The organism is Kibdelosporangium banguiense (assembly GCF_017876405.1).
In the GTDB taxonomy this organism is placed as follows: Bacteria; Actinomycetota; Actinomycetes; order Mycobacteriales; family Pseudonocardiaceae; genus Kibdelosporangium; species Kibdelosporangium banguiense.
In genome coordinates this window covers 2,573,890-2,597,166 of the sequence record NZ_JAGINW010000001.1, presented here as the reverse complement: position 1 = coordinate 2,597,166, position 23,277 = coordinate 2,573,890, and the positions used below count along the sequence as shown (strand labels likewise).

General features: G+C 66.9%; 22 protein-coding genes. 7 read left to right on the top strand and 15 right to left on the bottom strand.

What is annotated here, in order from left to right; all coding sequences use genetic code 11:
- Nucleotides 1-70: 70 nt before the first annotated feature.
- The 3 genes from JOF56_RS12440 to JOF56_RS12430 are packed head-to-tail and all read right to left on the bottom strand — an operon-like array spanning nt 71 to nt 3,092.
- Nucleotides 71-1,588, bottom strand: coding sequence for a tripartite tricarboxylate transporter permease (locus tag JOF56_RS12440; protein ID WP_209637372.1), 1,518 nt, complete (start codon nt 1,586-1,588; stop codon nt 71-73).
- Complete coding sequence (locus JOF56_RS12435) at nt 1,588-2,109, bottom strand: tripartite tricarboxylate transporter TctB family protein (RefSeq protein WP_209637370.1); 522 nt, start codon at nt 2,107-2,109, stop codon at nt 1,588-1,590. The genes JOF56_RS12440 and JOF56_RS12435 overlap by 1 nt, the downstream gene beginning before the upstream one ends.
- Complete coding sequence (locus JOF56_RS12430) at nt 2,106-3,092, bottom strand: Bug family tripartite tricarboxylate transporter substrate binding protein (RefSeq protein WP_372447865.1); 987 nt, start codon at nt 3,090-3,092, stop codon at nt 2,106-2,108. The genes JOF56_RS12435 and JOF56_RS12430 overlap by 4 nt, the downstream gene beginning before the upstream one ends.
- A gap of 126 nt (nt 3,093-3,218) precedes the next feature.
- Between JOF56_RS12430 and JOF56_RS12425 the strand changes: the two genes are divergently transcribed.
- Together JOF56_RS12425 and JOF56_RS12420 are read left to right on the top strand one after the other, a co-directional pair.
- A complete protein-coding gene (locus tag JOF56_RS12425; RefSeq protein WP_209637367.1) occupies nt 3,219-4,784 on the top strand; it encodes a sensor histidine kinase in 1,566 nt (521 codons plus the stop codon).
- The gene (locus tag JOF56_RS12420; protein WP_209637365.1) at nt 4,781-5,452 is read left to right on the top strand and encodes a response regulator; all 672 of its coding nucleotides are present in this window, start codon (nt 4,781-4,783) and stop codon (nt 5,450-5,452) included. The genes JOF56_RS12425 and JOF56_RS12420 overlap by 4 nt, the downstream gene beginning before the upstream one ends.
- Before the next feature lie 191 nt (nt 5,453-5,643).
- Here JOF56_RS12420 and JOF56_RS12415 read toward each other — a convergent pair whose 3' ends face one another.
- Nucleotides 5,644-6,285 carry a GntR family transcriptional regulator gene (locus JOF56_RS12415; protein ID WP_209637362.1) on the bottom strand — a complete coding sequence of 214 codons (642 nt, stop codon included), beginning with the start codon at nt 6,283-6,285 and terminating at the stop codon, nt 5,644-5,646.
- Between the two features lie 143 nt (nt 6,286-6,428).
- Between JOF56_RS12415 and JOF56_RS12410 the strand changes: the two genes are divergently transcribed.
- Nucleotides 6,429-7,424, top strand: a complete 996-nt coding sequence (locus JOF56_RS12410) for a pyridoxal-phosphate dependent enzyme (RefSeq protein ID WP_209637360.1) — start codon at nt 6,429-6,431, stop codon at nt 7,422-7,424.
- On the opposite strand, the gene arfB is transcribed toward JOF56_RS12410, so the two are convergent.
- The 7 genes from arfB to JOF56_RS12375 form a co-directional block, all read right to left on the bottom strand.
- A complete protein-coding gene (arfB, locus tag JOF56_RS12405; protein ID WP_209637359.1) occupies nt 7,414-7,839 on the bottom strand; it encodes an alternative ribosome rescue aminoacyl-tRNA hydrolase ArfB in 426 nt (141 codons plus the stop codon). The two genes, JOF56_RS12410 and arfB, sit on opposite strands and share 11 nt — an antisense overlap.
- A 36-nt stretch (nt 7,840-7,875) precedes the next feature.
- Entirely contained in the window at nt 7,876-8,976 is a 1,101-nt protein-coding gene (gene purM, locus JOF56_RS12400) for a phosphoribosylformylglycinamidine cyclo-ligase (RefSeq protein ID WP_245378246.1), read from the bottom strand.
- A 14-nt stretch (nt 8,977-8,990) separates the two neighbouring features.
- The gene (gene purF / locus JOF56_RS12395; protein WP_209637357.1) at nt 8,991-10,574 is read right to left on the bottom strand and encodes an amidophosphoribosyltransferase; all 1,584 of its coding nucleotides are present in this window, start codon (nt 10,572-10,574) and stop codon (nt 8,991-8,993) included.
- A 66-nt stretch (nt 10,575-10,640) separates the two neighbouring features.
- The gene (locus JOF56_RS12390; RefSeq protein WP_209648205.1) at nt 10,641-10,967 is read right to left on the bottom strand and encodes a sterol carrier family protein; all 327 of its coding nucleotides are present in this window, start codon (nt 10,965-10,967) and stop codon (nt 10,641-10,643) included.
- Between the two features lie 53 nt (nt 10,968-11,020).
- Nucleotides 11,021-11,830 (bottom strand): ESX secretion-associated protein EspG, encoded by an 810-nt coding sequence (locus JOF56_RS12385; RefSeq protein ID WP_307855064.1) that lies wholly within the window; start codon nt 11,828-11,830, stop codon nt 11,021-11,023.
- Nucleotides 11,827-13,131 carry a PPE domain-containing protein gene (locus tag JOF56_RS12380; protein WP_209637355.1) on the bottom strand — a complete coding sequence of 435 codons (1,305 nt, stop codon included), beginning with the start codon at nt 13,129-13,131 and terminating at the stop codon, nt 11,827-11,829. The genes JOF56_RS12385 and JOF56_RS12380 overlap by 4 nt, the downstream gene beginning before the upstream one ends.
- A 35-nt stretch (nt 13,132-13,166) precedes the next feature.
- The gene (locus JOF56_RS12375; protein ID WP_209637353.1) at nt 13,167-13,544 is read right to left on the bottom strand and encodes a hypothetical protein; all 378 of its coding nucleotides are present in this window, start codon (nt 13,542-13,544) and stop codon (nt 13,167-13,169) included.
- A gap of 234 nt (nt 13,545-13,778) precedes the next feature.
- Here JOF56_RS12375 and JOF56_RS12370 point away from each other — a divergent pair, with 234 nt between their 5' ends.
- Complete coding sequence (locus JOF56_RS12370; RefSeq protein ID WP_209637351.1) at nt 13,779-14,318, top strand: type VII secretion system-associated protein; 540 nt, start codon at nt 13,779-13,781, stop codon at nt 14,316-14,318.
- Here JOF56_RS12370 and JOF56_RS12365 read toward each other — a convergent pair.
- The gene (locus JOF56_RS12365; protein WP_209637349.1) at nt 14,308-16,440 is read right to left on the bottom strand and encodes a putative bifunctional diguanylate cyclase/phosphodiesterase; all 2,133 of its coding nucleotides are present in this window, start codon (nt 16,438-16,440) and stop codon (nt 14,308-14,310) included. The two genes, JOF56_RS12370 and JOF56_RS12365, sit on opposite strands and share 11 nt — an antisense overlap.
- A gap of 225 nt (nt 16,441-16,665) precedes the next feature.
- On the opposite strand from JOF56_RS12365, the gene JOF56_RS12360 reads away from it, so the two are divergent.
- Entirely contained in the window at nt 16,666-17,502 is an 837-nt protein-coding gene (locus JOF56_RS12360) for a lysozyme (protein ID WP_372447864.1), read from the top strand.
- Here the strand turns inward: JOF56_RS12360 and JOF56_RS12355 are convergent.
- Nucleotides 17,499-18,368, bottom strand: coding sequence for a LysR family transcriptional regulator (locus JOF56_RS12355; RefSeq protein WP_209637347.1), 870 nt, complete (start codon nt 18,366-18,368; stop codon nt 17,499-17,501). The genes JOF56_RS12360 and JOF56_RS12355 overlap by 4 nt on opposite strands.
- Nucleotides 18,369-18,478: 110 nt before the next feature.
- On the opposite strand from JOF56_RS12355, the gene JOF56_RS12350 reads away from it, so the two are divergent.
- On the top strand, nt 18,479-19,339 hold the full coding sequence (locus tag JOF56_RS12350; RefSeq protein WP_209637345.1) for an aldo/keto reductase: 861 nt from the start codon (nt 18,479-18,481) through the stop codon (nt 19,337-19,339).
- Nucleotides 19,340-19,393: 54 nt separating this feature from the next.
- Entirely contained in the window at nt 19,394-20,560 is a 1,167-nt protein-coding gene (locus JOF56_RS12345; RefSeq protein ID WP_209637343.1) for a pentapeptide repeat-containing protein, read from the top strand.
- A 108-nt stretch (nt 20,561-20,668) separates the two neighbouring features.
- Here JOF56_RS12345 and JOF56_RS12340 read toward each other — a convergent pair whose 3' ends face one another.
- Both JOF56_RS12340 and JOF56_RS12335 read right to left on the bottom strand, forming a co-directional pair.
- Nucleotides 20,669-22,231 (bottom strand): GMC family oxidoreductase, encoded by a 1,563-nt coding sequence (locus tag JOF56_RS12340; RefSeq protein WP_307855063.1) that lies wholly within the window; start codon nt 22,229-22,231, stop codon nt 20,669-20,671.
- A gap of 33 nt (nt 22,232-22,264) precedes the next feature.
- Nucleotides 22,265-23,230 (bottom strand): NAD-dependent epimerase/dehydratase family protein, encoded by a 966-nt coding sequence (locus JOF56_RS12335; RefSeq protein WP_209637341.1) that lies wholly within the window; start codon nt 23,228-23,230, stop codon nt 22,265-22,267.
- Nucleotides 23,231-23,277 lie beyond the last annotated feature (47 nt).

Here is a 23,277-nt window from a genome sequence, read left to right as displayed (position 1 = left end):
GAGCCGAAGTGTTGCACCCAAAAAATACCGGCCTGCCGGGATGGTCTCCCAGCAGGCCAGTCTCCCTCTGTCAGACGCCGATCTTCTCCCGGTCCGGATCGGACGGTACGGATCGGCGGAATGCCCTGCTGACCAGCGGCCACGCGATGATCACCAGGATGATCACGTACAGCGTGACCGACATCGGGGTGTTGAACAGGCCGCTGATGCTGCCGTCGCTGATCTGCAGCGCGCGGCGCATCTGCTGTTCGGCTGCCGGGCCGAGGATGACGCCGATCACAGCGGGCAGCACCGGCAGGCCGTAGCGGCGCATCGCCAGACCCAGCAGACCGATCACGAACAGCACGATCAGGTCGACCACGTCACCGCTGACCGCATACGCACCCACGCTGGCGAAGAACAGGATGCCCGCGTACAGGTACGGCCGTGGGATGCGCAGCAGCTTCGCCCACACCGGGGCCAGCGGCAGGTTGAGCACCAGAAGCAGCACCAGCGCGATGAACAGGCTGGCGATCAGGCCCCACACCAGGCCGGACTCCCGCTCGAACAGCAGCGGGCCAGGCTGGATGCCGTACTGCTGGAACGCGGCGAGCATCACCGCGGCGACTGCCGTGGTGGGCAGGCCCAGAGTGAGCATCGACACCAGGGTTCCCGACGCGGACGCGCTGGCCGTGGCCTCAGGCCCGGCGACACCTTCGATGGCGCCCTTGCCGAACTCGTCCTTGTGCTTCGAGAGCCGCTTTTCGGTGACGTACGACAGGAAGGTCGGGATTTCCGCGCCGCCGGCCGGGATCGCGCCGAACGGGAACCCGATCACCGGGCCACGCAGCCACGGCTTCCACGACCGTTTGAAGTCCGCCCGGCCCAGCCACGGCCGCCCCACCGGAATGGGCTCGGCCTGGATGCGGCGCAGGTGCGCGGCCACCCACAGCGACTCGCCGACCGCGAACAGGGCCACGGCCACGATGACGACGTCGATACCGTCGGACAGGTGCAGCGAGCCGAAGGTCAGCCGCTGCTGGCCGGTCATCTGGTCCAGCCCGATCAGCCCGATCGACAGGCCGATCAGCAGCGACGCGAAGCCACGGACCCGGGACTTGCCCAGCACGGACGTGACCGCGATGAACGCCAGGAGCATGATGGCGAAGAAGTCCGGCGCACCGATGCCGACGGCGAGCTTGGCGACCGTGGGAGCAAGCAGCACCAGCAGGATCGTGCCGATCAGGCCGCCGACGAAGTGCCCGATCGCCGCCGTGGCAAGCGCTTGGGCGCCGCGGCCGCGTTTGGCCATCGGATTGCCTTCGATGGCCGTGACCACCGCCGCCGTCTCACCAGGGGTGTTGAGCAGGATGGACGTGGTCGATCCACCGAACATCGCGCCGTAGTAGATGCCGGCGAACATGATGAAGGCGCCGGTCGGGTCGAGGCCGTATGTCACCGGCAGCAGCAGCGCGACCGCCATTGCCGGGCCGATCCCCGGCAGGACACCGATCGCGGTGCCCAGCAGCACGCCGATCACCGCGAACATCAGGTTACCGGGCGTTAACGCGGTGCCGAAACCGTCGATCAGCGAGGCGAAGGAATCCATCACAGCACTCCCATCAGCGGCCCGCCCGGCAACGCGACGCCGAGCAAGTCGTTGAACACCAAGTAGGTGACGAGCGAGAGCCCAGCTGCGACGAGCGGGTCACGCACGAAATTGCGGCTGCCCAAGGCATACGCGGCGCCCCAGAACAGCACGGCGCCCGAGATCGGGAAGCCGACCAGGCCGATCAGCACGACGTTCGCGAGGAACGCCGCGGCCAGCAACATCACTGTGCGCCAGTCACCGGGCGCGCTCAGGTCGACGTCCTCGCCGCCCTCGGCCTCGCCTTTGCCGCCTTTGAGCACATCGAGCGCCAGCAGACCCGCGACCAGGAGAAGAGCACACCCGATCACGATCGGCACGACATCCGGGCCGATCCCGCGGTGGTTGGGGATCGCCGGCAGGCTGATCGCATCCACCAGCACCAGCACGCCGAGCACCGCCAGCACAGCGCTGATCCCCAGCTCGGAATGCTCTTTCAGCCAGGACTTGCCCTCCGCGGGGCGGACTTCGGTTGTGGTCATACCAGCCCCAGCTCCTTCATCGTCGAAGCAACTCGGTCGTTCTCGGAGGTCAGGAACTTGGCGAAGTCGTCACCGGCCTGGAACGCCGCCGTCCAGCCGTTGCGCTGCAACGCTTCCTGCCACTGTTTGGACGCGCTGAGCTTGGTGAACAGGTTCACCAGCCGAGTCCGTTCGCCGGGCGTGATGCCGGGCGGCGCGACAATCCCACGCCAGTTGGCGAAGTCAACGTCCACACCGGACTCCCGCAGGGTCGGCGCGTCCACCCCGGGCAGCCGGTTCTTGCTCGTGACCGCGAGCACCCGCAGCTCACCGGCCTGAATCTGGTCGCGGTACTCGCCGATGCCGGAGACCCCGAAGGCGATCTTGCCGCCGAGCACCGACGCCAGCAGCTCACCGCCACCGTCGAATGGCACGTAGTTCACCTGGCGCGGCTCGACGCCCGCGCCCTTGGCGGTGAGCATCCCAGCGAGGTGGTCCGGGCCGCCGGGCTGCGAACCGCCGCCGACCGGGACCGCACCCGGATTGGCCTTCCACGCGGCGATCAGCTGCCCCATGTTCTGGTACGGCGAGTCCTTGCCCACCACCACGATGTCCGGTTCCTCGATCAGCTTGGCGATCGGGGTGGTGCCGGACAGTGAAGACGGCGATTTGTTCGTGTACACCGCGCCGACGACACCAAGGCCCATCGACATCACGAGCTTGCCGTTGCCGCGCTCGTTCACGATCCGTCCAAGGCCGACAGTGCCACCCGCGCCGGGCAGGTTGAACACCTCGATCCGCCGGGTCAGCTCCGCGTCCTCGATCGCCTTGGCCGCGGTCCGGGCGGTGATGTCGTAACCGCCTCCCGGCGAGTTGGGTACCAGGACGCGCAGGCCGCGGACCTGGTCGCCGACATCGTCGTCGCTGCCGGAACTCAGCAGCGGGGGGATCAGCAGCAGGGCGGCGATGGCGCCGAGCACTGCCAGCCACGTCTTCCCTCGCACTACGCCACCTCTCTGTGACATGGGCTACAGCGTTGACTTATGTTGCATGCGGTTTACCGTGATGTCGCGCTTAGGCGCTTAAGAGAGGGTTTCGGTCCTTGTGGTCACGTGATCAAGGAGGTGAGCATGGGTTCACTGGCCCGGCAGCTGCTGGCCTGGCAGGTCGTGATCGTGCTCGCCCTGCTCAGCTCGGTCGCGGTGTTCTCCACCATTCAGTCCAATGAGAACTTCATCGACGTGGAAGGCCGCCGGATGCTGTCCGCGGCCGAGAACGTGGCCGCGACCCCGATCGTGCGGGGCACCGACAAGGCGGACGGCGCCATCACCGACCCGCTGCGTTACCAGCAGCTGATCGTGCCTGCGACGCAGATCCGGGACCTGACCGGAGCCGATGCCGTCACCATCACCAAGCCCGATCTGACCGTGCTGACCTCGACCGATCCAGGTAAGACCGGCTCGAAACTCGAGATCGGCGACAGCACCGTGACCAACGGGCGGTCATGGGTCGGCGTCGTTGACAACTCGCTCGTCGCGTACGTACCCGTGATCGCCAACAAGGGGCAGCTGATCGGGATCGTGGCGGCCTCCGTGGACCGGCCCGGGTTCTTCGAAGGCGTGCTGGACTCGCCGACCAACGCGCTCGCCCTGCTCGGGATGGCCACCGTGCTCGGCGTGGTCGGCTCGTTGCTGCTGGCCCAGCGCGTGAAGAAGCAAACGCTCGGTCTGGAGCCTGCCGAGATCACCAGCCTGGTCGAGCAGCGTGAGGCGATGCTGCACGGGATCAAGGAAGGCGTGGTCGGCATCGACCGCAACGACCGGATCGTGCTGGTCAACGACCACGCCCGGACACTGCTGTCGCTGCCCGAGGACACCGTGGGCCAATCGGTGTCCGATTTGGACATCAACGAACGGCTTTTCGACGTGCTGACCGGGCGGGCGGCGGGCGCCGACCAGATCGTGCTGCGCCGCGGGCGCGTGCTGACCATGAACCGGATGCCGATCTCCCTGCACGACCAGTCAATCGGATCGGTGGTGACGATGCGGGACCGTACCGAAATGGTGGCGCTGCAACACGAACTGGCCGCGACCCAGAACACGACGGACACCCTGCGCGCGCAGGCCCACGAGTTCTCCAACCGGCTGCACACGATCTCCGGCCTGATCGAACTCGGCGAGTACGACGAAGTCCGGCAGTTCATCAGCACGATCAGCAATACCCAGCAGCAATGGCACGCCGAGGTCAGCGCCCGCATCCTGGATTCGGCGGTCGCGGCATTACTGATCGCCAAGGCCAGCTTCGCCGCCGAGCACGGCGTCGGCCTGCGGCTCTCACCCGGTAGCCGACTGTCTTCAGTAGACTCATTGCTGGCGGCGGATCTGGTGACCGTGCTGGGAAACCTGGTGGACAACGCGGTCGACGCGCTGGGTGGCGTGCGGGACGGGTGGATCGAGGTGGACATCAGCGAGCTCGATGCCGCGATCCAAGTGGTGGTGCGGGATTCCGGTCCGGGTGTGGCGCCGGAGATCGTGCGCGAGGTCTTCCGCAACGGCTTTACCACCAAGGCTGCGGAACAGGGCGGCCAGCGTGGTCTCGGTCTCGCTTTGGCCCGGCAGACATGCATTCGCCGGCAAGGCTGGATCGACGTGCACAACGAAGGTGGCGCGGTGTTCACGGCGCTGGTGCCGCGATGATCCGGGTCTTGGTCGTGGACGACGACTTCATGGTCGCAAAAGTCCACAGTGGATACGTTGCCCGCACGCCAGGCTTTACTGTCGTGGGCGTCGCACACACCGGCGCCGATGCACTCCGCGCGGCCCGCTCGCTGCGTCCAGACCTGGTCCTGCTCGACATCTACCTGCCCGACATGGATGGAATCGCTGTCCTGCAAGAACTTCGCTCGCAGGACGGCGACACCGACGTGATTATCATCAGCGCCGCCAACGACGTCGACACTGTCCGTCGTGCGATGCGCGGCGGAGTCCTGCATTACCTGATCAAGCCGTTCTCGTACTCGGCTTTGTTCGACCAGCTCCGCCATTTCGCCACCCTGCAGGAAAAACTGGGCAGACTGGCGGTCGCGGGCCAGGCCGATGTCGACCAGGTTTTCGGTGCCCGCCCCCGCAGCGCGGCCAACCTCCCCAAGGGCCTCACCGAACAAACCGCGGACCTGGTCGAACGCGTTCTACGCCAACACCCCGAAGGCCTCTCCGCCACCGAATGCGCCCAGGTAACGGAACTGTCCCGCGTCAGCGCCCGCCGCTACCTCGAACACTTCACCTCAACAGGCAAAGCCGAGGTAACCCTCAAATATGGTGGAACAGGCCGCCCCGAACGCCGCTACCACTGGCTCAACCGCTGAACCCAGCCCACCTGAATACAGAACTCCTGCATTCAGAATGAAACATGCTTGTGCCCAGACCTCGAAGGACCTTCGTTGGCGCGAGGTGGGCGGCGCCAGGCAGCTGGCCAACCATGAAGATCCTGTTGGCACGGGTAAATAACCAGGCACGCGCGGCAAGACCACCCGTCAGGCGGTCAAGCGGAGAAGGATCATCCCGCGGCGCGGGTGATTTCAGCCAGGACCTCGGTGTCTACGTCCCAGTTGGCGGCTAGTTCGGTGGCGGCGCGGCTTATGTCGTTGGCGACTATGGCGTCGACTATTTGGCTGTGTTGGGTGGCGGCGCGGTCTATGCGGCGGGGGTCGGTGAAGTAGGCGAACTCGTAGCGGTGGACGACGGTTTTCTGGGACTTGATCTGTTCCAGGAGGCGCTGGTTGGGGCAGGACTTCAGTAGTTCGTTGTGGAACTTGTCGTCGATGGCGCCTGCGGTTGCGGCTGGGGCGGTGCGCATTTCGGTGATCAGGTCGAGCAGGGTGGGGACGCTGGCAGCCAGGTCGCCTGGGTTGCAGGTGCGCAGGGCGAGGGCCTCGAGGGCGCCGATGATCGGGTACGTCTCCTTGACCTCGTCGACTGTCACCGGGGAGAGCCAGAAGCCGCGGTTGGGCCGGAGTTCGAGGACACCTTCCTGAGCGAGGCCGGCGAGGGCCTCGCGGAGCGGGGTGCGGCTGACGCCGAGCTCATCGGCGAGCTGGCCCTCGTTGATTCGGTTGCCGACGGGGTAGTCGCCACGGACCAGCCGAGTCAGGATCTCGTCGCGGATCTGCTCACGCAGCGGTCGTCTGGTGATCACCATGCGTACAGCGTACTACATTCAGTGCTCTACATTCAGCGTTTTACATTCTGAATTCAGAATGTAAAGTTCAGAGTATGTTCCTCAACATGCAGGCCAGAGGGTGGGAGGCGCCGGGCAGCGCGCCTGAAGGAGACCCGAGGGCGGTGCATCAGACGTTGCCCGGGTTTGAAGCGACGCCGCTGACCGAGGCGCCGAAGCTGGCGAAGGAGCTCGGCGTGGGCCATGTCTTCGTGAAGGACGAGCACATCCGCGCCGGACTGCCCGCATTCAAAATTCTTGGTGCGGCGTGGGCGGTGTTCAAGGCCTTGGGTGGCGAGGACGAGAGCCGAGGGCTGCCTGGGCTGAAGGTGGGTCCGGAGACCACGCTGGTCTGCGCCACAGCGGGAAACCACGGCCGGGCGGTGGCCTACCTGGCGAAGCTGCTGAAGATCAAGGCGCACATCTTCATCCCGGCGGGCACGTCACCGGCGAGAATCGAAGCCATCCGCAGCGAAGGCGCCGACGTTCAGATCGTCGACGGCGACTACAAACTCGCGGTCGCGAAAGCCACCGCGAGAGCCGAAGCCGACCCGAAAGCATTGCACGCCGCGGACGTCGGCAACTCGATGTCCCCGGTCTGGGCGTCCCAGGGATACCGGACCATCCTGCAGGAGATCGACGAGCAGCTCGGTGGGCTCAACCCGGACATCGTCGTGGTCCCGGTCGGCGCGGGGGCATTCGCGTCAACCGTGGTCAGGCACTACCGAAGCGACGGCGCACGCCCCGCAATCCTGGCAGTCGAGCCAGAATCAGCTGCGTGTCTGCTGAAGTCGTTGCAGACAGGGAAACCTGTGCACATCCCAGGGCCGCACCCCTCGGTCATGGCCGGGCTGAACGCAGGCGATGTCGACGAACATGCCTGGCCGATCCTTCAGCAGGGCGTGGACGCGGCGATCACGATCACGGATGACGAGACACACCAAGCAATGCGCGACCTGGCCGACGAGAACATCGTTGCCGGCGAATGCGGAGCCGCAAGTCTCGCCGGATTGCGCAAAGCCCGCAACGGTCTCGAACTCAAGGAAGACGCCGTAGTCGTGCTGATCAGTACCGAAGGCGTGCACGACCCGGCGGCGTACCAAGCGATTGTCAGTCGCTGATACGTCCGCGCCCACGCTTCGTCTCGCTGCGATGACGCTTGTTCGCGAGACGACGCTCCTTCGCGCCCCGGCTCGGACGCGTCGGACGGCGCGCGGGCGGAGGCGGTTCAGCGGCGGAACGCAACAACGTCGCCAACCGATCCCGCGCGGCTTGACGGTTCGCAAGCTGCGCACGGTATTCGCTCGCCGCGACCGTCACAACGCCACTGACCAAGCGCCGGCCAAGCCGTTCCAGGATGCGCGGACGCAGCGTGTCCGGGATAGACGGCGAAGTGGCCACGTCGAACGACAGCTCCACCCTGCTGTCCGCGGTGTTCACACCCTGCCCACCAGGCCCCGACGACCGAGAGAACCGTTCGCGAAGCTCGGCCGCTGGTATCACCAGCGCACCGCTCACGATCAGGTCCTCTGCCATACCGTCAATTGTGACCGATAAGGCGAGTCATTTATTTCAGAACCTGGGGTGGTCTCCGCGAAGCACTGCGCGTGGCGCGTCCGCGTCGGCTGCGTTGATCTCGCCGAGGATCCAGGCGGGTACGTGGCGCGCGGTCAGTATCGCGAGGGCGCGGTCCACGTCCTCGGGGCTGACCACGGCGACCATGCCGACGCCCATGTTGAATGTGCGCTCCAGTTCCTCGCGCTCGACTCGGCCTCGATGGCCGATGAGGGCGAACACTGGGGCCGGGGTCCACGTGCCTCGGTCGAGCATCGCGGTGAGGCCGGGCGGGATCACGCGGGCGAGGTTCATCACCAGGCCGCCGCCGGTTATGTGCGCGAACGTGCGGACGTCCGCGTCGGCGGCCAGGGCCAGGCAGTCCTTGGCGTAGATCCGGGTCGGCTCGAGCATCTCCTCGCCGAGCGTCCGGCCGAACTCCTCGACCTGGCCTTCCAGCGGCATCCGGGCGATGTCCAGCAGGACGTGCCGGGCCAGCGAGTAGCCGTTGGAGTGCAGGCCGGAGGACGCGAGGCCGATCACCACGTCACCGGGCCGGACCCGCTCCGGGCCGAGCACCTTGTCCGCCTCGACCACGCCGATGCCGGTCGCCGAGACGTCGTAGTCCTGGTCGGCCATCAGGCCGGGGTGCTCAGCGGTCTCGCCGCCGAGCAGCGCGCAGCCGGCCTTCACGCAGCCGTCTGCGATTCCCTTGACCAGGGCCGCGATCTTGTCCGGCACGACCTTGCCGACCGCGATGTAGTCCTGCAGGAACAACGGCTCCGCGCCGGACACGACCAGGTCGTCGACGACCATCGCGACCAGGTCGATGCCGATCGTGTCGTGCACGTCCAGTGCCTGGGCGACGGCGATCTTGGTGCCGACGCCGTCGGTGGACGCCGCGATCACCGGCTCTTTCCAGCGATCCAGCTTGAGCTTGAACAACCCGGCGAACCCGCCGATGCCGGACAGCACTTCGGGCCTCGAGGCCTTGCTGGCCCATGGTTTGAGCTTCTCGATCGCCTCGTCACCCGCGTCGATGCTCACCCCCGCGGCCGCATAGGTCGTCCCGGGACCGTCCTGAGTCATCACAGCGGGGTCTTCCTTGTCGTCAGTCATGGGGCAAGCCTCATTCAGGGGCGCTGCAACGCGTCCTCGGCACCGTACCCGTTGACCATGACAGGTGTCGCCGACCCGGCGACACCCTTTTCCAGGCCTTCCAGCAGGTGTTTGCCGATCATGGCGTCGCCGGGCAGCGGAATCGGGTACCGGCCGTCAAAGCACGCCATGCATAGCCGGGAACGCGGCTGCTCGCTGGCGGCGACCAGGGTCTCGGTCGAGACGTAACCGAGCGAGTCCGCGCCGATGGACCGGCGGATGCCGTCGAAGTCCAGACCGTTGGCGATCAGCTCGGCACGGGACGCGAAGTCGATGCCGTAGAAGCATGGCCAGCGCACCGGCGGCGACGCGATCCGCACGTGCACCTCGAGCGCACCGGCCTCACGCAACATCCGGACCAGCGCACGCTGGGTGTTGCCACGGACGATCGAGTCGTCCACGACGACCAGGCGCTTGCCCCGGATCACGTCCCGCAACGGGTTGAGCTTCAGCCGGATGCCCAGCTGGCGGATGGTCTGCGACGGCTGGATGAAGGTCCGGCCGACGTACGCGTTCTTCACCAGACCCTGGCCGTACGGGATACCCGACGCCTGCGCGTAGCCGATCGCCGCGGGTGTGCCCGACTCCGGCACCGGGATGACCAGGTCGGCTTCGGCCGGGTGCTCACTGGCCAGGCGACGGCCGATCTCCACGCGCGTGGCGTGCACGCTGCGGCCGGAGATCGTGGTGTCGGGCCTGGCCAGGTAGACGTACTCGAAGATGCAGCCCTTGGGCTCGGGCACGGCGAACCGCGACGACCGCAGGCCGCCCTCGTCGATCGCCAGCAGCTCGCCCGGCTCGACCTCACGGACGAACGACGCGCCGACGATGTCCAGCGCGGCGGTCTCGCTCGCGACAACCCAGCCACGCTCAAGACGGCCGAGCACCAGCGGGTGCACACCGTGCGGATCACGCGCTGCGTACAGCGTGGTCTCGTCGGCGAAGACCAGGCAGAACGCGCCACTCAACGTCGGCAGCAGCTCCATCGCGGCCTGCTCGAAGCCCTTGTCCGCGGCGGCGGACGCCAGCAGGCCACAGATCAGGTCCGAGTCGGTGGTCGCGCCGTTCTTGATCGTGATCCCGGCTTCGCGCGAGCGTTCCAGCAGCTCAGCGGTGTTCACCAGGTTGCCGTTGTGGCCCAGCGCCAGGCCGCTGCCCGCGGCCGTGGTGCGGAAGGTCGGCTGCGCGTTCTCCCACGTGCCGGAACCCGTCGTGGAATACCGGCAATGGCCGACGGCCACGTGACCGCGCAACGAGAGCAGGACTTGCTCGTCGAAAACCTGGCTGACCAGGCCCAGGTCCTTGAACACGACGACCTGCTTGCCGTCGGAGACCGAGATACCGGCTGCTTCCTGGCCACGGTGCTGTAGCGCGTACAGCCCGTAGTAGGTGAGCTTGGCTACTTCCTCACCAGGCGCCCAGACTCCGAACACTCCGCATTCCTCGCGGGGTTCCGGGTCGATGGGGCCGGCTTGGGGGGCTGACTGGTCCGTGACCACCGAAGAGCTCCCTGGGGACGAATGCAGGCTGTCTTCAGTGTAAGGGGCGGCGACACCCATTCGGACCATCCCCATGTGGCGAGCCCCACTTTCGAGACTCCGTTACCGCCCGATCGGCCTAGGCCGTCAGACCCGGACGACCGGTAATAGGCCCGAAATGTCGGCTCGGGTTCCGGACGCGGAGACTCTGGCGGCAGCCAGTGCCTCATCCCAGGTCAGGCGGCCGGTCGCCAGCTCCAGCCAGGTTTTCGGGTCGGTCTCGATCACGTTCGGCGGCGTGCCGCGGGTGTGGCGGGGACCGGGGATGCACTGGATCGCCGCGAACGGCGGGACACGGACCTCGACCGTATGCCCGGGAGCTATCTGTTCGAGAGTCCGGAGACTCGCCCGCACCGCGGTCGCCAGGACCGCTCGTGCGGGCGCTTGTTCCGAAGAACCGGTCAGCCAGGGCATGACCGCTTGTACCGCTTCGCGTAGCTCGTGCGGATCGACGGGTTTACGCGGCACTACCTGCTCTCAGCCTCGCGTACTACTTCGCCGAGCATCTGCTCGACCTGGTGAGTCAGCCGGCGGGTGTCGGTCGGCGAGATCGTGGTCCACACGCTGCCGTCCTGCGACGGGCGGCGAACCTGCAGGTAGCGGCCGTCCTCGGTATCGAAGAACGCCACCACCCGGCCGGCCCGGTGCCGCTTGCCCCACTTGTCCCGGGCCGCCGCGCCGAAGTTCCCGGTCGCCTTCACGTCTTTGATCATCGTCGCGAGCGTGGTGACGTCGTCCTCACGGATCCCGCGCGACCGCAGGGCTCGTTCGAAGCCCTCCTTGGTCCCGCCCGCGCTGTTGGCGGCCGTCTCGAAGTCGTCCGCGCGCACGCTGACCGACTGCCCTGGCCCGGCCGGGACCGGGGCCAGCACGCCGATCGCCACGCTCGGCAACGCCGTCGCCGCGATGCTGTGGAACGTCAGGAACTCGTCGGCGAGGATCGTGAGCACCGCTTCCTCACCGCGGGAGGCGGCGAGGAAGCGGACGCTACGGCCAAGCCATGTCCGGCCGTCGACCTCACGGTCGGGCCGGGCCAGCACGTCCAGCGCGTGGTGCAGAGCCGGGTTCAGATCGACCTGACGGCCGAGGCCGCGCTGCTCGATCGCGGCCCAGGCCTGCTCCTCGAGCTGTCTGCGCTCGGTGTGCGTCGTGCCCGGTGAGGGCACCTTGACGGCCAGCGGCATGTCCTCGTGGCCGAGGTGCTGCCACAGCACGTCGAACTCAAGCGCCGAGATGGTGATCGGCCTGGCTTGCACGGGTTGGCCCAGGTCGATCACTGTTCCGGCTTCTCACCGATCACGGAGGGGGCGATCAGCCGCTCGTCGCCGAAGACGTCCTCGGTCTCGAGCAGGTAGTCCGGCGTGTCGTGCTCTTCGTCTTCCTCGCCGTCGGCGCGCCGTCCACCGGCACCCATCGGGCCGGCCGCACCGCGACCACCCGCGGCGTTGGCCGCGCCACCGCGGACCGCGCCTTCCTGGAGCATCGGGTTACCGGACGCGGCACCCGGGCGGGCGCCCTGGTTACGGCCTTCCGGGTCGAGCGTGGAGTTCTGGCCGAACCCGCTGCCCGGACCACCGACGCCGCCACGGCCACCGCCTGTACCGGAACCCTGGCCACCACCCAGGCCGAGGCCGGGACGACCCATGCCGGGGCCACCGCGACCAGTGCTGGTGCTGGGGTTGCCGGGGAACGGGCCGCCAGGCGGCACGAACGGACCGCTCTGGTACTGGCCGCCACCGCCACCCTGCGTCGGGGTGGGGAGCCCCGGCTTGGGCATCGGCGGTTTGTACGCCGCCGGCGGGGTGATGATGTTCTGGTTGGGCGTCGTGGTCTGCGCAGGCCCGATGTTGTTGCCGATGTTCGGCGGCGGCGTGGTGTGGGTCTGCGGGATGGTGTTGTGCGAGACCGAACTCGTCGTGGTCTGGTTGTGATGCACGTTGGTCGTGTTGTACATCCCGCTGGTCTCGACCGTGCCGATGTTGTGGTTCGGCGCGGGCGGCGGAGTGGAGACGACCAGCTTCGGCGGCTCCTCGAACCGGCCGAGCGTGTCGGCGTTCCAGTCGCTGCTCGTCTCGTACTTCTGCATCGCCTGCACGGCCTTGCGCGCGGCCTCGTCCTGGGCTCGCTCCTGGCCCTCGTGGTCAGCGGCCTGTGCGGCGACCACGGCGGCCGGGCCCAGGTTGCCGGTCGCGGCGGACACAACCGCGCCCGCGACAGCCCAGCCGGAAGGTGCGGGAGTGGTCACCTTCACCGGCGGGGGCACCTCGGCGCGGGCCTCGCCCACGTAGTTGCCCTGCAGCTCGTACGACGTCTTCATCACGTCCGAGCCGTTCTCGGCCTTGCCGGCCCAGTCCTTCAGCGGCGACATGCCGGCGATGGCGTTCTCGCTGGACTGGCCTTCCCAGTTCACGTTCAGCGTGCTGAGCTTCTCGTGCAGCTTGGTGCTGATGTCGTTGAGACCGGACGACAACGTGCCCCAGAAGTCGGCGGGCGGGCCGGACACCGCCGGACCACCGCCACTGTTGATCATCTTGTAAATGGCCTCGTGGTCCAGGCCCATCCACCGAACGTCACTCATTTTCTCAACCCCTCAGCTGAGTCTCGTGTGGTCGCTCAGGCCTCGATGGCCTGGCCCTTCCACTTCTCGGTGTTGGTGCCCTCGACCCGCACGTACTCCTTGTAGGCCTCGTTCAGGGCGTCGCCGGTGTTGCGCAGTTCCACGCCGTATTTGGTCAGCGCGTTGATCGCGGCGTTCGTGCCCATGTCGGCCGTGCCGTTGTCGAAACGGTCCGCTGTGGTCTTGCTCACGGGGTCGTTCGCCCACGGCGGGGTGCTGATGGAGTTGAGTCGCTGGACCAGCGCCTCAATCTTCTCCGCGGCCTCGTAGAACGCGTCGCGTGCGCCCGGAATCGCCGGCGGGTCGACCTTCAGTGTCTGCGGTCCCGTTGCCGTGGGGCTCGATGCCGACCCCCCACCATCAGCTATGAACACGGCTGGTCTCCCTGATCTGCCTGTGTGTTTGTGATGACTTTAGCTCTGATGCAGCAACCCTGGGAGTGGTTCCCGCAACCTCGCGACTTCGCTCGGTGAATATGCGACGGACCGGGTGACTTCGTATGGCGGAAATCCCGGTGAATTGCGCTTGATGCTTCCCCCATGAGTGAGCACCGTACCGAATGACACCCGCCCGTTGGGCCAGATGGTGTAACTGGTTACGCTGATCCGATGTCGCCGGACATCACGCCCGAGATGCGGGCGAGCGCGAAGACGAACCCGAACACCTGGCTGTACGTGATCGACCCGCTCTTCGAGTCCGAAGCGGACGTACCGCCGTGGGGTGTGGTCGGTGCGTACCCAGTGGACGCTCGCGGCGAGATCGAGGACGCCTTCCAGCCCAACGAGCGGTACCGGCCGTCGCCGCAGGCGCTGAAGATGCCCACGCCGGCCAGCCCGTTGGACGAGTTGCTGCAGCTGATCCGGACTGGTCACCGCGAGACCGACGATCTGCTTCCCGCGCTGAAGGGCGCGACGCTGCTGCTGTACGCGTCCGCTCCCGGCGAGTACGACGTGATCGGCTTCCCGGACGCCGAAGGCCGGGTTTACGTGCCGGTCTGCACAGCCGAGGAACACGTTCCCACGGCATGGCCAGGCTGGCGGCTGGTCACCGGCCAGGACATCGGCCCGCTGCTGGACGGTTTCCCGTTGCTGGTCAACCCGATCGGCCCGATCAGCGCGATCGTCCCGGCCGGTCAGCTCACGTCGTGAGCCAGCGCTCGATCTCCTCGGGCGGCCCGGACTTGGCGTAGAGCCAGCCCTGGGCGCAGTCCGCGCCGATCCGGCGCAACCGGTTGGCCTGCTCGGTGGTCTCCACGCCTTCCGCGGTGACCGTCAGGCCGAGCAGGTGCGCGAGCGACACCAGGGTCCGGACGATCTGGGTGTCGACCAGGCTGGCATTTCCGGGATCACGCAGGCCTTCCAGGAACGAGCCGGCGATCTTGAGCGTCCGCACCGGCAGCACGCGCAGGTACGCCAGATTCGAGTACCCGGTTCCGAAGTCGTCGATCGCGATCGTCAGGCCCAGGTCGACCAGGGTGCGCAGCATCTCCAGCGGTTCGCCGGTCGCGCCCATGATCGCGCTCTCGGTGAGTTCCAGCTGGACACGGTGCGCGGGCAGGCCGGTCTCGGCCAGGATCTTGCGGACGTCCTCGACCAGCCCCGGGTCCTTGCATTGGCGCACTGCCAAGTTGACGCTGACGTACGGCGCGTCGTCGCCGAACCGGTCCCACCACTGCTTTGCCTGGATGCACGCGGTCCGCAGCACCCAGCGGCCAAGCGGGACGATCAGCCCGGTCTCCTCGGCCAGCCCGATGAACCGGTCCGGGCCCAGCGGCCCGAACTCCGGGTGCCGCCAGCGCACCAGCGCCTCGACACCGTGCAGCTCACCGTCGGGCAGCCGGACGATCGGCTGGTAGTCCACATAGAACTCTTCGCGCTCGAGCGCGGCGGGCATCCGTGCCGACAGGGTGAACCGGGCGACCTCGTGGGCGTTTCGTTCCGGGTCGAAGCAGGCGTACTGGTCCTTGCCGTCCGATTTGGCCCAGTAGAGCGTGACGTCCGCGTCCCGCATGGTGTCCGCGGGCGTGGTGCCTTCGATGGCGCGCTCGACGATGCCGATGCTGGCCGACACCATCAGGTCGTGGCCGCCGATCCGCACCGGCTCACGCAGCGCGGCCAGCACCTTCTCGGCGAGCAGGGTCAGATCCTCGAGCGACTCGCAATCCTGAACCAGGACAACGAATTCGTCGCCGCCCATCCGCGCGACCATCCGGTCCGGACCGTGCACAAGCGCGCCCAGCCTCGTGCCGACCGCGACCAGCAACTGGTCACCGACGTCGTGGCCGAGGCTGTCGTTGATCACTTTGAAACCGTCGACATCGAGGTAGCAAAGGCCGACACGGGTCTCCGGGCCGCCGGCGAAGACCTCGGCCAGGCGTTCCTGGAACAAGGCCCGGTTGGGCAGGCCGGTCAGCGGATCGTGGGTGGCCTCGTGGCGCAGCCGCCGCTGCAACGTGTGCCGTTCGGTGATGTCCTCGATCATCCCGACCAGGTACTGCGGCTGGCCGGTCTCGTCGCGGACGACGGAGACTTTCACGTTGGTACGAACCGTGATCCCGTCGCGCCGGGTGAACTTGCGCTCGAGCTGGTACGCGTCGCGCCGCCCGGCCAGGGCTTCGTCGTATTCCGTGCGGAGTTCCGGCCCGATGTCCTTCTCGAAGAACTCCTCGATGTTCATCGTGCGCAGTTCGCTCAGCGGCACACCGAGCAGTTCGGACATCGCCCGGTTGGTGTCGATGATGTTGCCGCGCATGTCACAGATGCCGATACCGACGGCCGCCTCGTGGAAGACCGCCTGGAACCTGGCTTCGCTGGCACGCAGCGCCGCGTGGGCACCTCGGCGGGCGTCCATCGTGGCCGAGCGCAGTGACTCATCGTGTTCATGTTCGCCAAGAATTCGCTCGTGCGTCGCCTCGTTGAAGCCGGTGACAAGCGAGGCGAGAATTCCCGGCATCCGTTCTGTCGCCCGTTCGGCCGAATCCGCCAGGGCGACAAGTCCTTCACCAATCACCCGAATGGACGCAGCCAGCGACTCCGTTTCCGAGAACCGCATCCGGACCAGCTCGACGCCGACCCACTCGACGGCGTCCTGCGGATAGAGATCCGCGGCCGCGGCGACGGCGAGCACCTTGGTGAACTCGGTCAGCCGCTCGACTATCTCCTGGGTCTCCAGCGCCACATAACTCGTGTTGCGGACGGCATTGGCCCAGCGTTGTGCGAAAAGCTCATACCCGCCTGCACCCTCGGCCGCGGGCCAGCTCGGGCTCTCCACCGTCCACACCCTTCGGCACTCACAGGATCGATCCAACTGGGCCGGCGAGCGCAACCTTACCGGCTTTGAACAGCAAGGTACTCAGCCCCGCAACTGTCGACTCGGTCGAGCCCAGTGATTCTTTCACACCAAAGCGTGACAAATGGGTAGTTATGGGCTCACAATCCTGTTCCAGACGGCTACTTTCAGTGAGCCGTCGAGCGAGGGCAAGGAAAGGGCATCCCCATGAAGATCCCTGCATTTCCCCGGGGCCGCCGCCTGCTGACCGCAGTTGCAGCGGTGTCCTCCGTCGTCATGGGCCTTGGCGCGTTACCAGCAAGCGCCGGGCCCGAAGCAGTCGATCCGATCGACAGGATGGTGGCCGAGTTCGACCACCCGATGGGCTCGCAGATCGCCAAGCACGAGGGCACCGACGAGATGGTGCTTGTGCCGCCGGACATGGGCGTCGAGGCGGTGGTGTACGGCATCGACGTCAGCGGCTGGCAGGGCAATGTGGACTGGGCCGCGCAGTGGAACGCGGGCAGGCGGTTCGCGTACGTCAAGGCCACCGAGAACACCAACTACCGGAACCCGTATTTCGCCCAGCAGTACAACGGTTCCTACAACATCGGCATGATCCGCGGCGCCTACCACTTCGCGACCCCGAACACGACAAGCGGCGCGGCACAGGCGGACTACTTCGTCAGCAACGGCGGCGGCTGGTCAAGGGACGGCAAGACGCTGCCGGGTGCGCTGGACATGGAGTACAACCCTTACGGCGCAACGTGTTACGGCCTGTCCAAGGCTGCGATGACCAGCTGGATCAAGGCGTTCAGCGACCGCTACCAGGCACGCACCAGCCGGTGGCCGGTCATCTACACGAGCACCAGCTGGTGGTCACAGTGCGTCAGCGGTGACTTCTCGTCGACGAATCCCTTGTGGGTGGCCCGTTACAGCACGTCTGTCGGCGCCCTGCCGTACGCGTGGGGCTTCTACACGATCTGGCAGTACAGCTCGTCCCCGATCGACCAGAACCAGTTCAACGGCGCCTACGACCGGCTACAGGCACTGTCCAACGGTTAGCCGGCACCGCTTTTCGCCGCGGCGACCGCGTCCAGCAGGGCGGTCGCCGCGGCACTGGGCGCGGGTGACGTGACCACCCCGGTCTGCCAGGGCGGTGGCTGATCGGCCAGGCCGACGAACTGGACCTTGTCGGTCTTGACCGAAAAGGACTGCGGCACCAGCGCGACGCCCAGCCCGAACATGACCAGGTCCAGCAGCGAGTGCACGTCGTTGACCTCGAACGCGATCCGCCGGTCGGCCAGCACGGCGTCCACCGCGTCCCGGGAACCCCAATCGGGTTGGAAATCAACAAACGGCTCGCCGTCCAGGTCATCAATCGACACCCGTTGGCGGTCGGCCAGCCTGTGCTCCAGCCCGCAGGCGAGCACGAACGGTTCGCTGGCCAACGGCCGGACGCGGAGGTCGTCGACCTGGCGTCGCGGCATCGCGACGAACGCGATGTCCAGCCGGCCGGCCCGGATCTGATCCATCAGCTCGCCGGAACCACCCTGCTTCAGCCTGATCTCCACGCCTGGATGCGCGCCGTGGAATCCGGCAAGCACTCGCGGCAGGTTGACCACGTGCAAGCACTGCAGCGAGCCGACCGCCAGACTGCCGCGGATCAAGCCCTGAACAGCGGCAACAGCGTCACGCGCGGCGTCTGTCGCCGACAGCGCGCGGCGCGCTTCGACGAGCAGGGCCCGTCCGGCGGGCGTAAGTTCGACCTGGCGCGTGCTGCGGAGGAACAAGGAGGCGCCGAGTTCGCGCTCGAGCGACCTGATCGCCGAGGACAACCCGGACTGGGCGACGTGCATTCGTTTGGCGGCCCGGGTGAAATGGCACTCCTCAGCGACCGCGACGAAGTATTCGAGCTGGCGCAGCTCCACGATTGATCACCCAGACTGCTGAACGGAATCAGTTTTCTCTGTTGGACAGATTAATGCCGCTGGCGCAGGCTGGCAGTACATCCGGAAAACTCACAGGGAGAGAAGGTTCCATGCGGACTCGTCGGATCGGCGACACGCAGGTAAGCGCGATCGGCCTCGGTGGCATGCCGTTGTCCATCGCGGGACGGCCGGACCGGGAACGCGCGGTCGCCACCATTCACGCGGCGCTGGACGCGGGCATCAACCTCATCGACACAGCCGACGCGTACTCCTTCGACCACAGCGACTTCGGCCACAACGAGTCGCTCATCGCCGGCGCCCTGGCCTCCTACAGCGGCGACACGTCCGACGTGCTCGTGGCCACCAAGGGCGGCCACACCCGGCTTCCGGGCGGCGGCTGGGGCCTCAACGGCACACCCGAGTACATCAAGCAGGCCTGCGAGTCGTCGCTGAAGAACCTCGGCGTCGAGGCGATCGGGCTGTACCAGTTCCACCGGCCGGACCCGGGCGTGCCGATCGCGGAGTCCGTCGGCGCGGTCCGCGATCTGCTCGACGAGGGCAAGATCCGGTACGCCGGAGTCTCGAACTTCAACCCGGCGCAGATCAAGCAGGCGCAGGAGATTCTCGGCGGCAGGCTGGCTTCGGTGCAGAACGAGTTCTCGCCGTCGTTCCGATCCAGCGAACCCGAGCTGGAGTTGTGTGCGGAACTGGGCATCGCTTTCCTGCCGTGGAGCCCGCTGGGCGGCATCAGCAAGGCCGGTTCGTTGGGCTCGCGGTTCGCCGCGTTCGCCACAGTCGGCGCGGGTCGGGGCGTCAGCGCGCAGCAGGTGTGCCTGGCGTGGATGCTGGCGAAGGCGCCCGTTGTGATCCCGATCCCAGGTTCGTCGCGACCGGCCAGCATCCAGGACTCGGCACAGGCCGCTGACCTGGAGTTGTCAGCCGAGGAAATCGCGGAACTCGATAAGTCTTGACGACTGCTGCATCCGGCCCTATGCGAAGGGCCGGATGCACTCCAAAATGTGCGGATGAACCTGGCCCTGGTGATTGTCGGCATCCTGCTACTGATCGGCGCCGGAGCGGTGTTCGCACAGCAGACCCGAGCACTCGTGGGCACCCTCGTCGGCGCGATCGGCCTGCTGCTGACAGTGGCCGGCTGGGTCCGTCTGGACGGTGCCGCGACCCTCAGCGAAGCACTGCGCACCGGCGGACTGGCCGCAGCGAGCGTCGTCGCCCTCTACGCCCTATGGCTCAACGACCGCCGACGCAAGATCGACGAGGATCGCCAGGACATCGAGCGCCGCAGGCACGACCTGGAAAACCAGCGGCACTCACTGGAGCAGACCCGGCAAAGCATGGAAGCCCAGCGGATGCAGCACGACCGCGAGCGCTCCACCGACGAACGCTTCGCCAGGGCGATAGAACTGCTTGGCAGCGACGCCGACCAAGTCCGTGTCGGCGCGATGCACGCCCTCGCAGGCCTGGCCCGCAGCCGCAGCGAGTACACCCAGACCGTCCTCGACGTGTTGTGCGCGTATCTACGCCGTCCGTTCGACCACGCGCACTACGCGCGCCTGCGCGGAGCCGAGGAAATCGCAGAATCGGCTGAGGCAGACCGCGAGCGCCAGGTCCGGCTGACCGCGCAGCGCCTGATCGGAGAGTTGTTGCCGGAAAGCGGAAACGGCCGCGGCCCGACCTACGACCTCGACCTGACCGGCGCGACCCTGGAGTACTTCGACATCTCCGAGCGCGTGGTCGGCCAGCTCACCGCCCGCTCGGTGAACCTCTACGAAGCCAACGCCTTCGGCGGCATGGAAATCTACGGCGACGCCTGGTTCACCTCAGCCCACAGCTGGGGCAAGTTCATCGCCCAGGGCACGACATTCCACAAGCGCGCATGGTTCTCCGGCTTCGAGGCCGACCAACTGGTCGACTTCAAACAGTCGAAGTTCGACGGCGTGACAAAACTCGCCCAAGCCAAGTTCACCGGCAAGGTCGTGTTGCGCGGCAGCAAGTTCGCGCAGCCAGTCGACCTCAACCACAGCGCCTTCCACGGTGGCCTCGACATGACCTCCGCGGCCACCGCCACAGCCGACACATACGGCATGACCGTCTCCCTCGACATGAAGAACGAACTCCCCCAAGGCTGGGTCGTCGACCACAAAGACGACGGCATCGGCCTAGTCCGCGCCTAACCCAGGCTCAGTCCGGGGCCCGGCCACCAAGGCGGGCCCCAATCGTGACCCTGCCCAGGTTGGCGCCCCCAGTCGCGACTCAGGCGGTGCCAGGTCTTCAGGTAGTGGTCAGGTCTTCAGGAGGTCGGCTGCTTTTTCGCCGACCATGATTGTGGGGGCGTTGGTGTTGCCGCGGGGGATGACTGGCATTACGGAGGCATCGGCTACGCGGAGGCCTTCGACGCCGTTGACCTTCAATGAGGGGTCTACGACTGTGCCGATCGAGCATGTGCCGACCGGGTGGTAGAGGGTCTGGGTGTTGTCGCGGACGTGTTGGGCCAGTTCGTCGTCGGTTACGTTGAGGCTGGCCGGTTTGAAGGGCTGGTCGAGGTAGCGGGCCAGGGCCGGCCGGCCGCCGATCTCGATCAGTATTCGCATCGCGGCGACCATTGTGTCCATATCGGACTGGTCGCTGTAGTAGGCCGGGTCGATCACCGGGCGCCACTGCGGGTTGCTGGACTTCAGGCGCAGGTTGCCTCGGCTCTTGGGGGCGATCAGGGTTGCGGCTGAGGTGAATCCGCGTGCTGTCGGCTCGTGCAAACCGTTGTCGTAGAACAGGGTTGGCGCGACGACGAACTGGAGGTCGGGGGCGGGCAGGGCGTCCTGGGTGTGCAGGAACGCGCCTGCTTCACCGACGTTCGACGCCATTGGGCCGCGACCGGTTAGCTGCCATTGCACGAGCCTGCGTGGATTTGCGTAGTCCACCAGATCTGTTGTCTTGCGGGTCGTCCAGATGACTCCGGCCGCGGGGTGGTCGTGCAGGTTCTCGCCGACATGGTCGTTCGCGGCGATGACGTCGATGCCAAGTTCGCGCAGGTGCGCGGCTGGGCCGATGCCGGACAGCATGAGCAGCTGCGGGGAGTTGATCGCGCCACCGGACAGTACGACTTCGCCGTCGACGTACGAAGTTCTCGACTCGCCTGCGTGCAGGTACGAAACGCCGACTGCGCGGCCGGATTCCATGACGACCTTCGTTGCCTGGGCGTGTGTGCGGACGGTCAGGTTCGTCCTGGTCATGGCGGGCCGGAGGTACGCGTCAGCGGTCGACCAGCGCCTGCCGTTGTGGCAGGTCACCTGGTACTGGCCGGCGCCTTCCTGGTCGGCGCCGTTGAAGTCGTCGGTCGGCTTGAGGCCCCATGCCACCGCGGCCTCCACCCACGCTCGCGAGAGCTCATGCGTGAAGCGACGGTCTTCGACGAACAGCGGGCCTTCGGTGCCGTGTAGTGGGCCGCCGAGGCGCGTGTTGCGCTCGGCGCGTACGAAGTACGGCAGGACGTCGTCCCAGCCCCAGCCGGTGGCGCCGTGGTCGTCACGCCAGGTGTCGTAGTCCGCCGGGTTGCCGCGGATGTAGATCATCGCGTTCATCGACGAACAGCCGCCGAGCGCTTTCATCCGCGGCCAGTACGAGGTCCGGTCGCCCATGTGCTTCTGTTCGACCGTCTCGTAGTTCCAGTCCCATTTGGTCTTGAACAGATTGGCGAACGCGGCCGGGATGTGGATCTCGTCGGCGGTGTCCTCGCCGCCCGCCTCCAGCAGCAGCACCCGCACATCCGGGTTCTCGGTCAACCGGCTGGCCACGACTGCCCCGGCACTGCCGGCGCCTACCACGATGTAGTCGAAAGTCTCGCGCACCTGGACCTCCTTTGGGTGAATCCTGCCCTCCGGTCAGACCAAGCTCAACACATGCGCCTCGTCCTGCGGCGTCAGTCCGGCGCGGCGTGGCCGGTCAAGGCCCAGTTCACGTTCGTACGCCAGCGCGCTCGACGCCGCGTCCTCAAGTGACCTGAACTTCAGGCCCGCGTCGATCGCGGGCTGCACGTCCCAGTTCTTCTTCAGCGGATGGTCCTCGGGGATCCACAGCGGCAGCGACCGAGGCCCGGACCACGCGTTCACGTCATGTTCGATCAGCTTGGCCTCGCTGACCGGCACCAGTTCGGCGTCGCCACCGGCCGCGACCTGGATTCGGCTGAGCAGTTCGCCGAACGCGATCGGCAGGCCCGCGGCGTTGAACGTGCCGCCGAGCCTGCGTTCACTGCCGTCGACGATCCACCTCGCGAGGTCGTGCACGTCGATGTGATGAGTCGCCTGGTCCGGTGCGTCCGGCACGACCGCGCGGCCGGTCCCGGCCAGGCGCGCGGGCCAGTAGCCGAAGCGGTCGCTCAGGTCCCCGCGTCCGGTGATCAACCCGGCGCGGATGATGAACGCGCTCTCACCCCATACGCCACGGACCGCGTTCTCACTGGCCACCTTGATGCCGGCGTAGTTGTGCATCGCGTCGTCGGAGCCTTGCTCTTCGATCGGTTCGTGCAGCGGGTCGTGAGTGTGGCCGGTCCGATGCTCCGCGTACACACTGATCGACGAGACGAACGACCAATGGTCGGTTTTGATCATCTCGACGGCTCGGCGTACATGTGGATAGGAGATTTTCGCCACGTCGATGACCGTGTCGAAATGTTCACCCACAAGTGGGGCAAGACCATCTGGATCATCCCGGTCGATCTTGATCAGCCGGCCGGGCGCGCCACCGCTGCTACCCCTTGCCGCGCAGGTCACATCATGCCCACGGGCCACCGCGTCGGCCGCGATCGCGTGTCCGAGGAAGACCGTTCCGCCCAGTACGAGAATTCGCATACCGGTGATCCTGGTTGTGACCGGGTGCCCTCCGCGACCCTGTACGC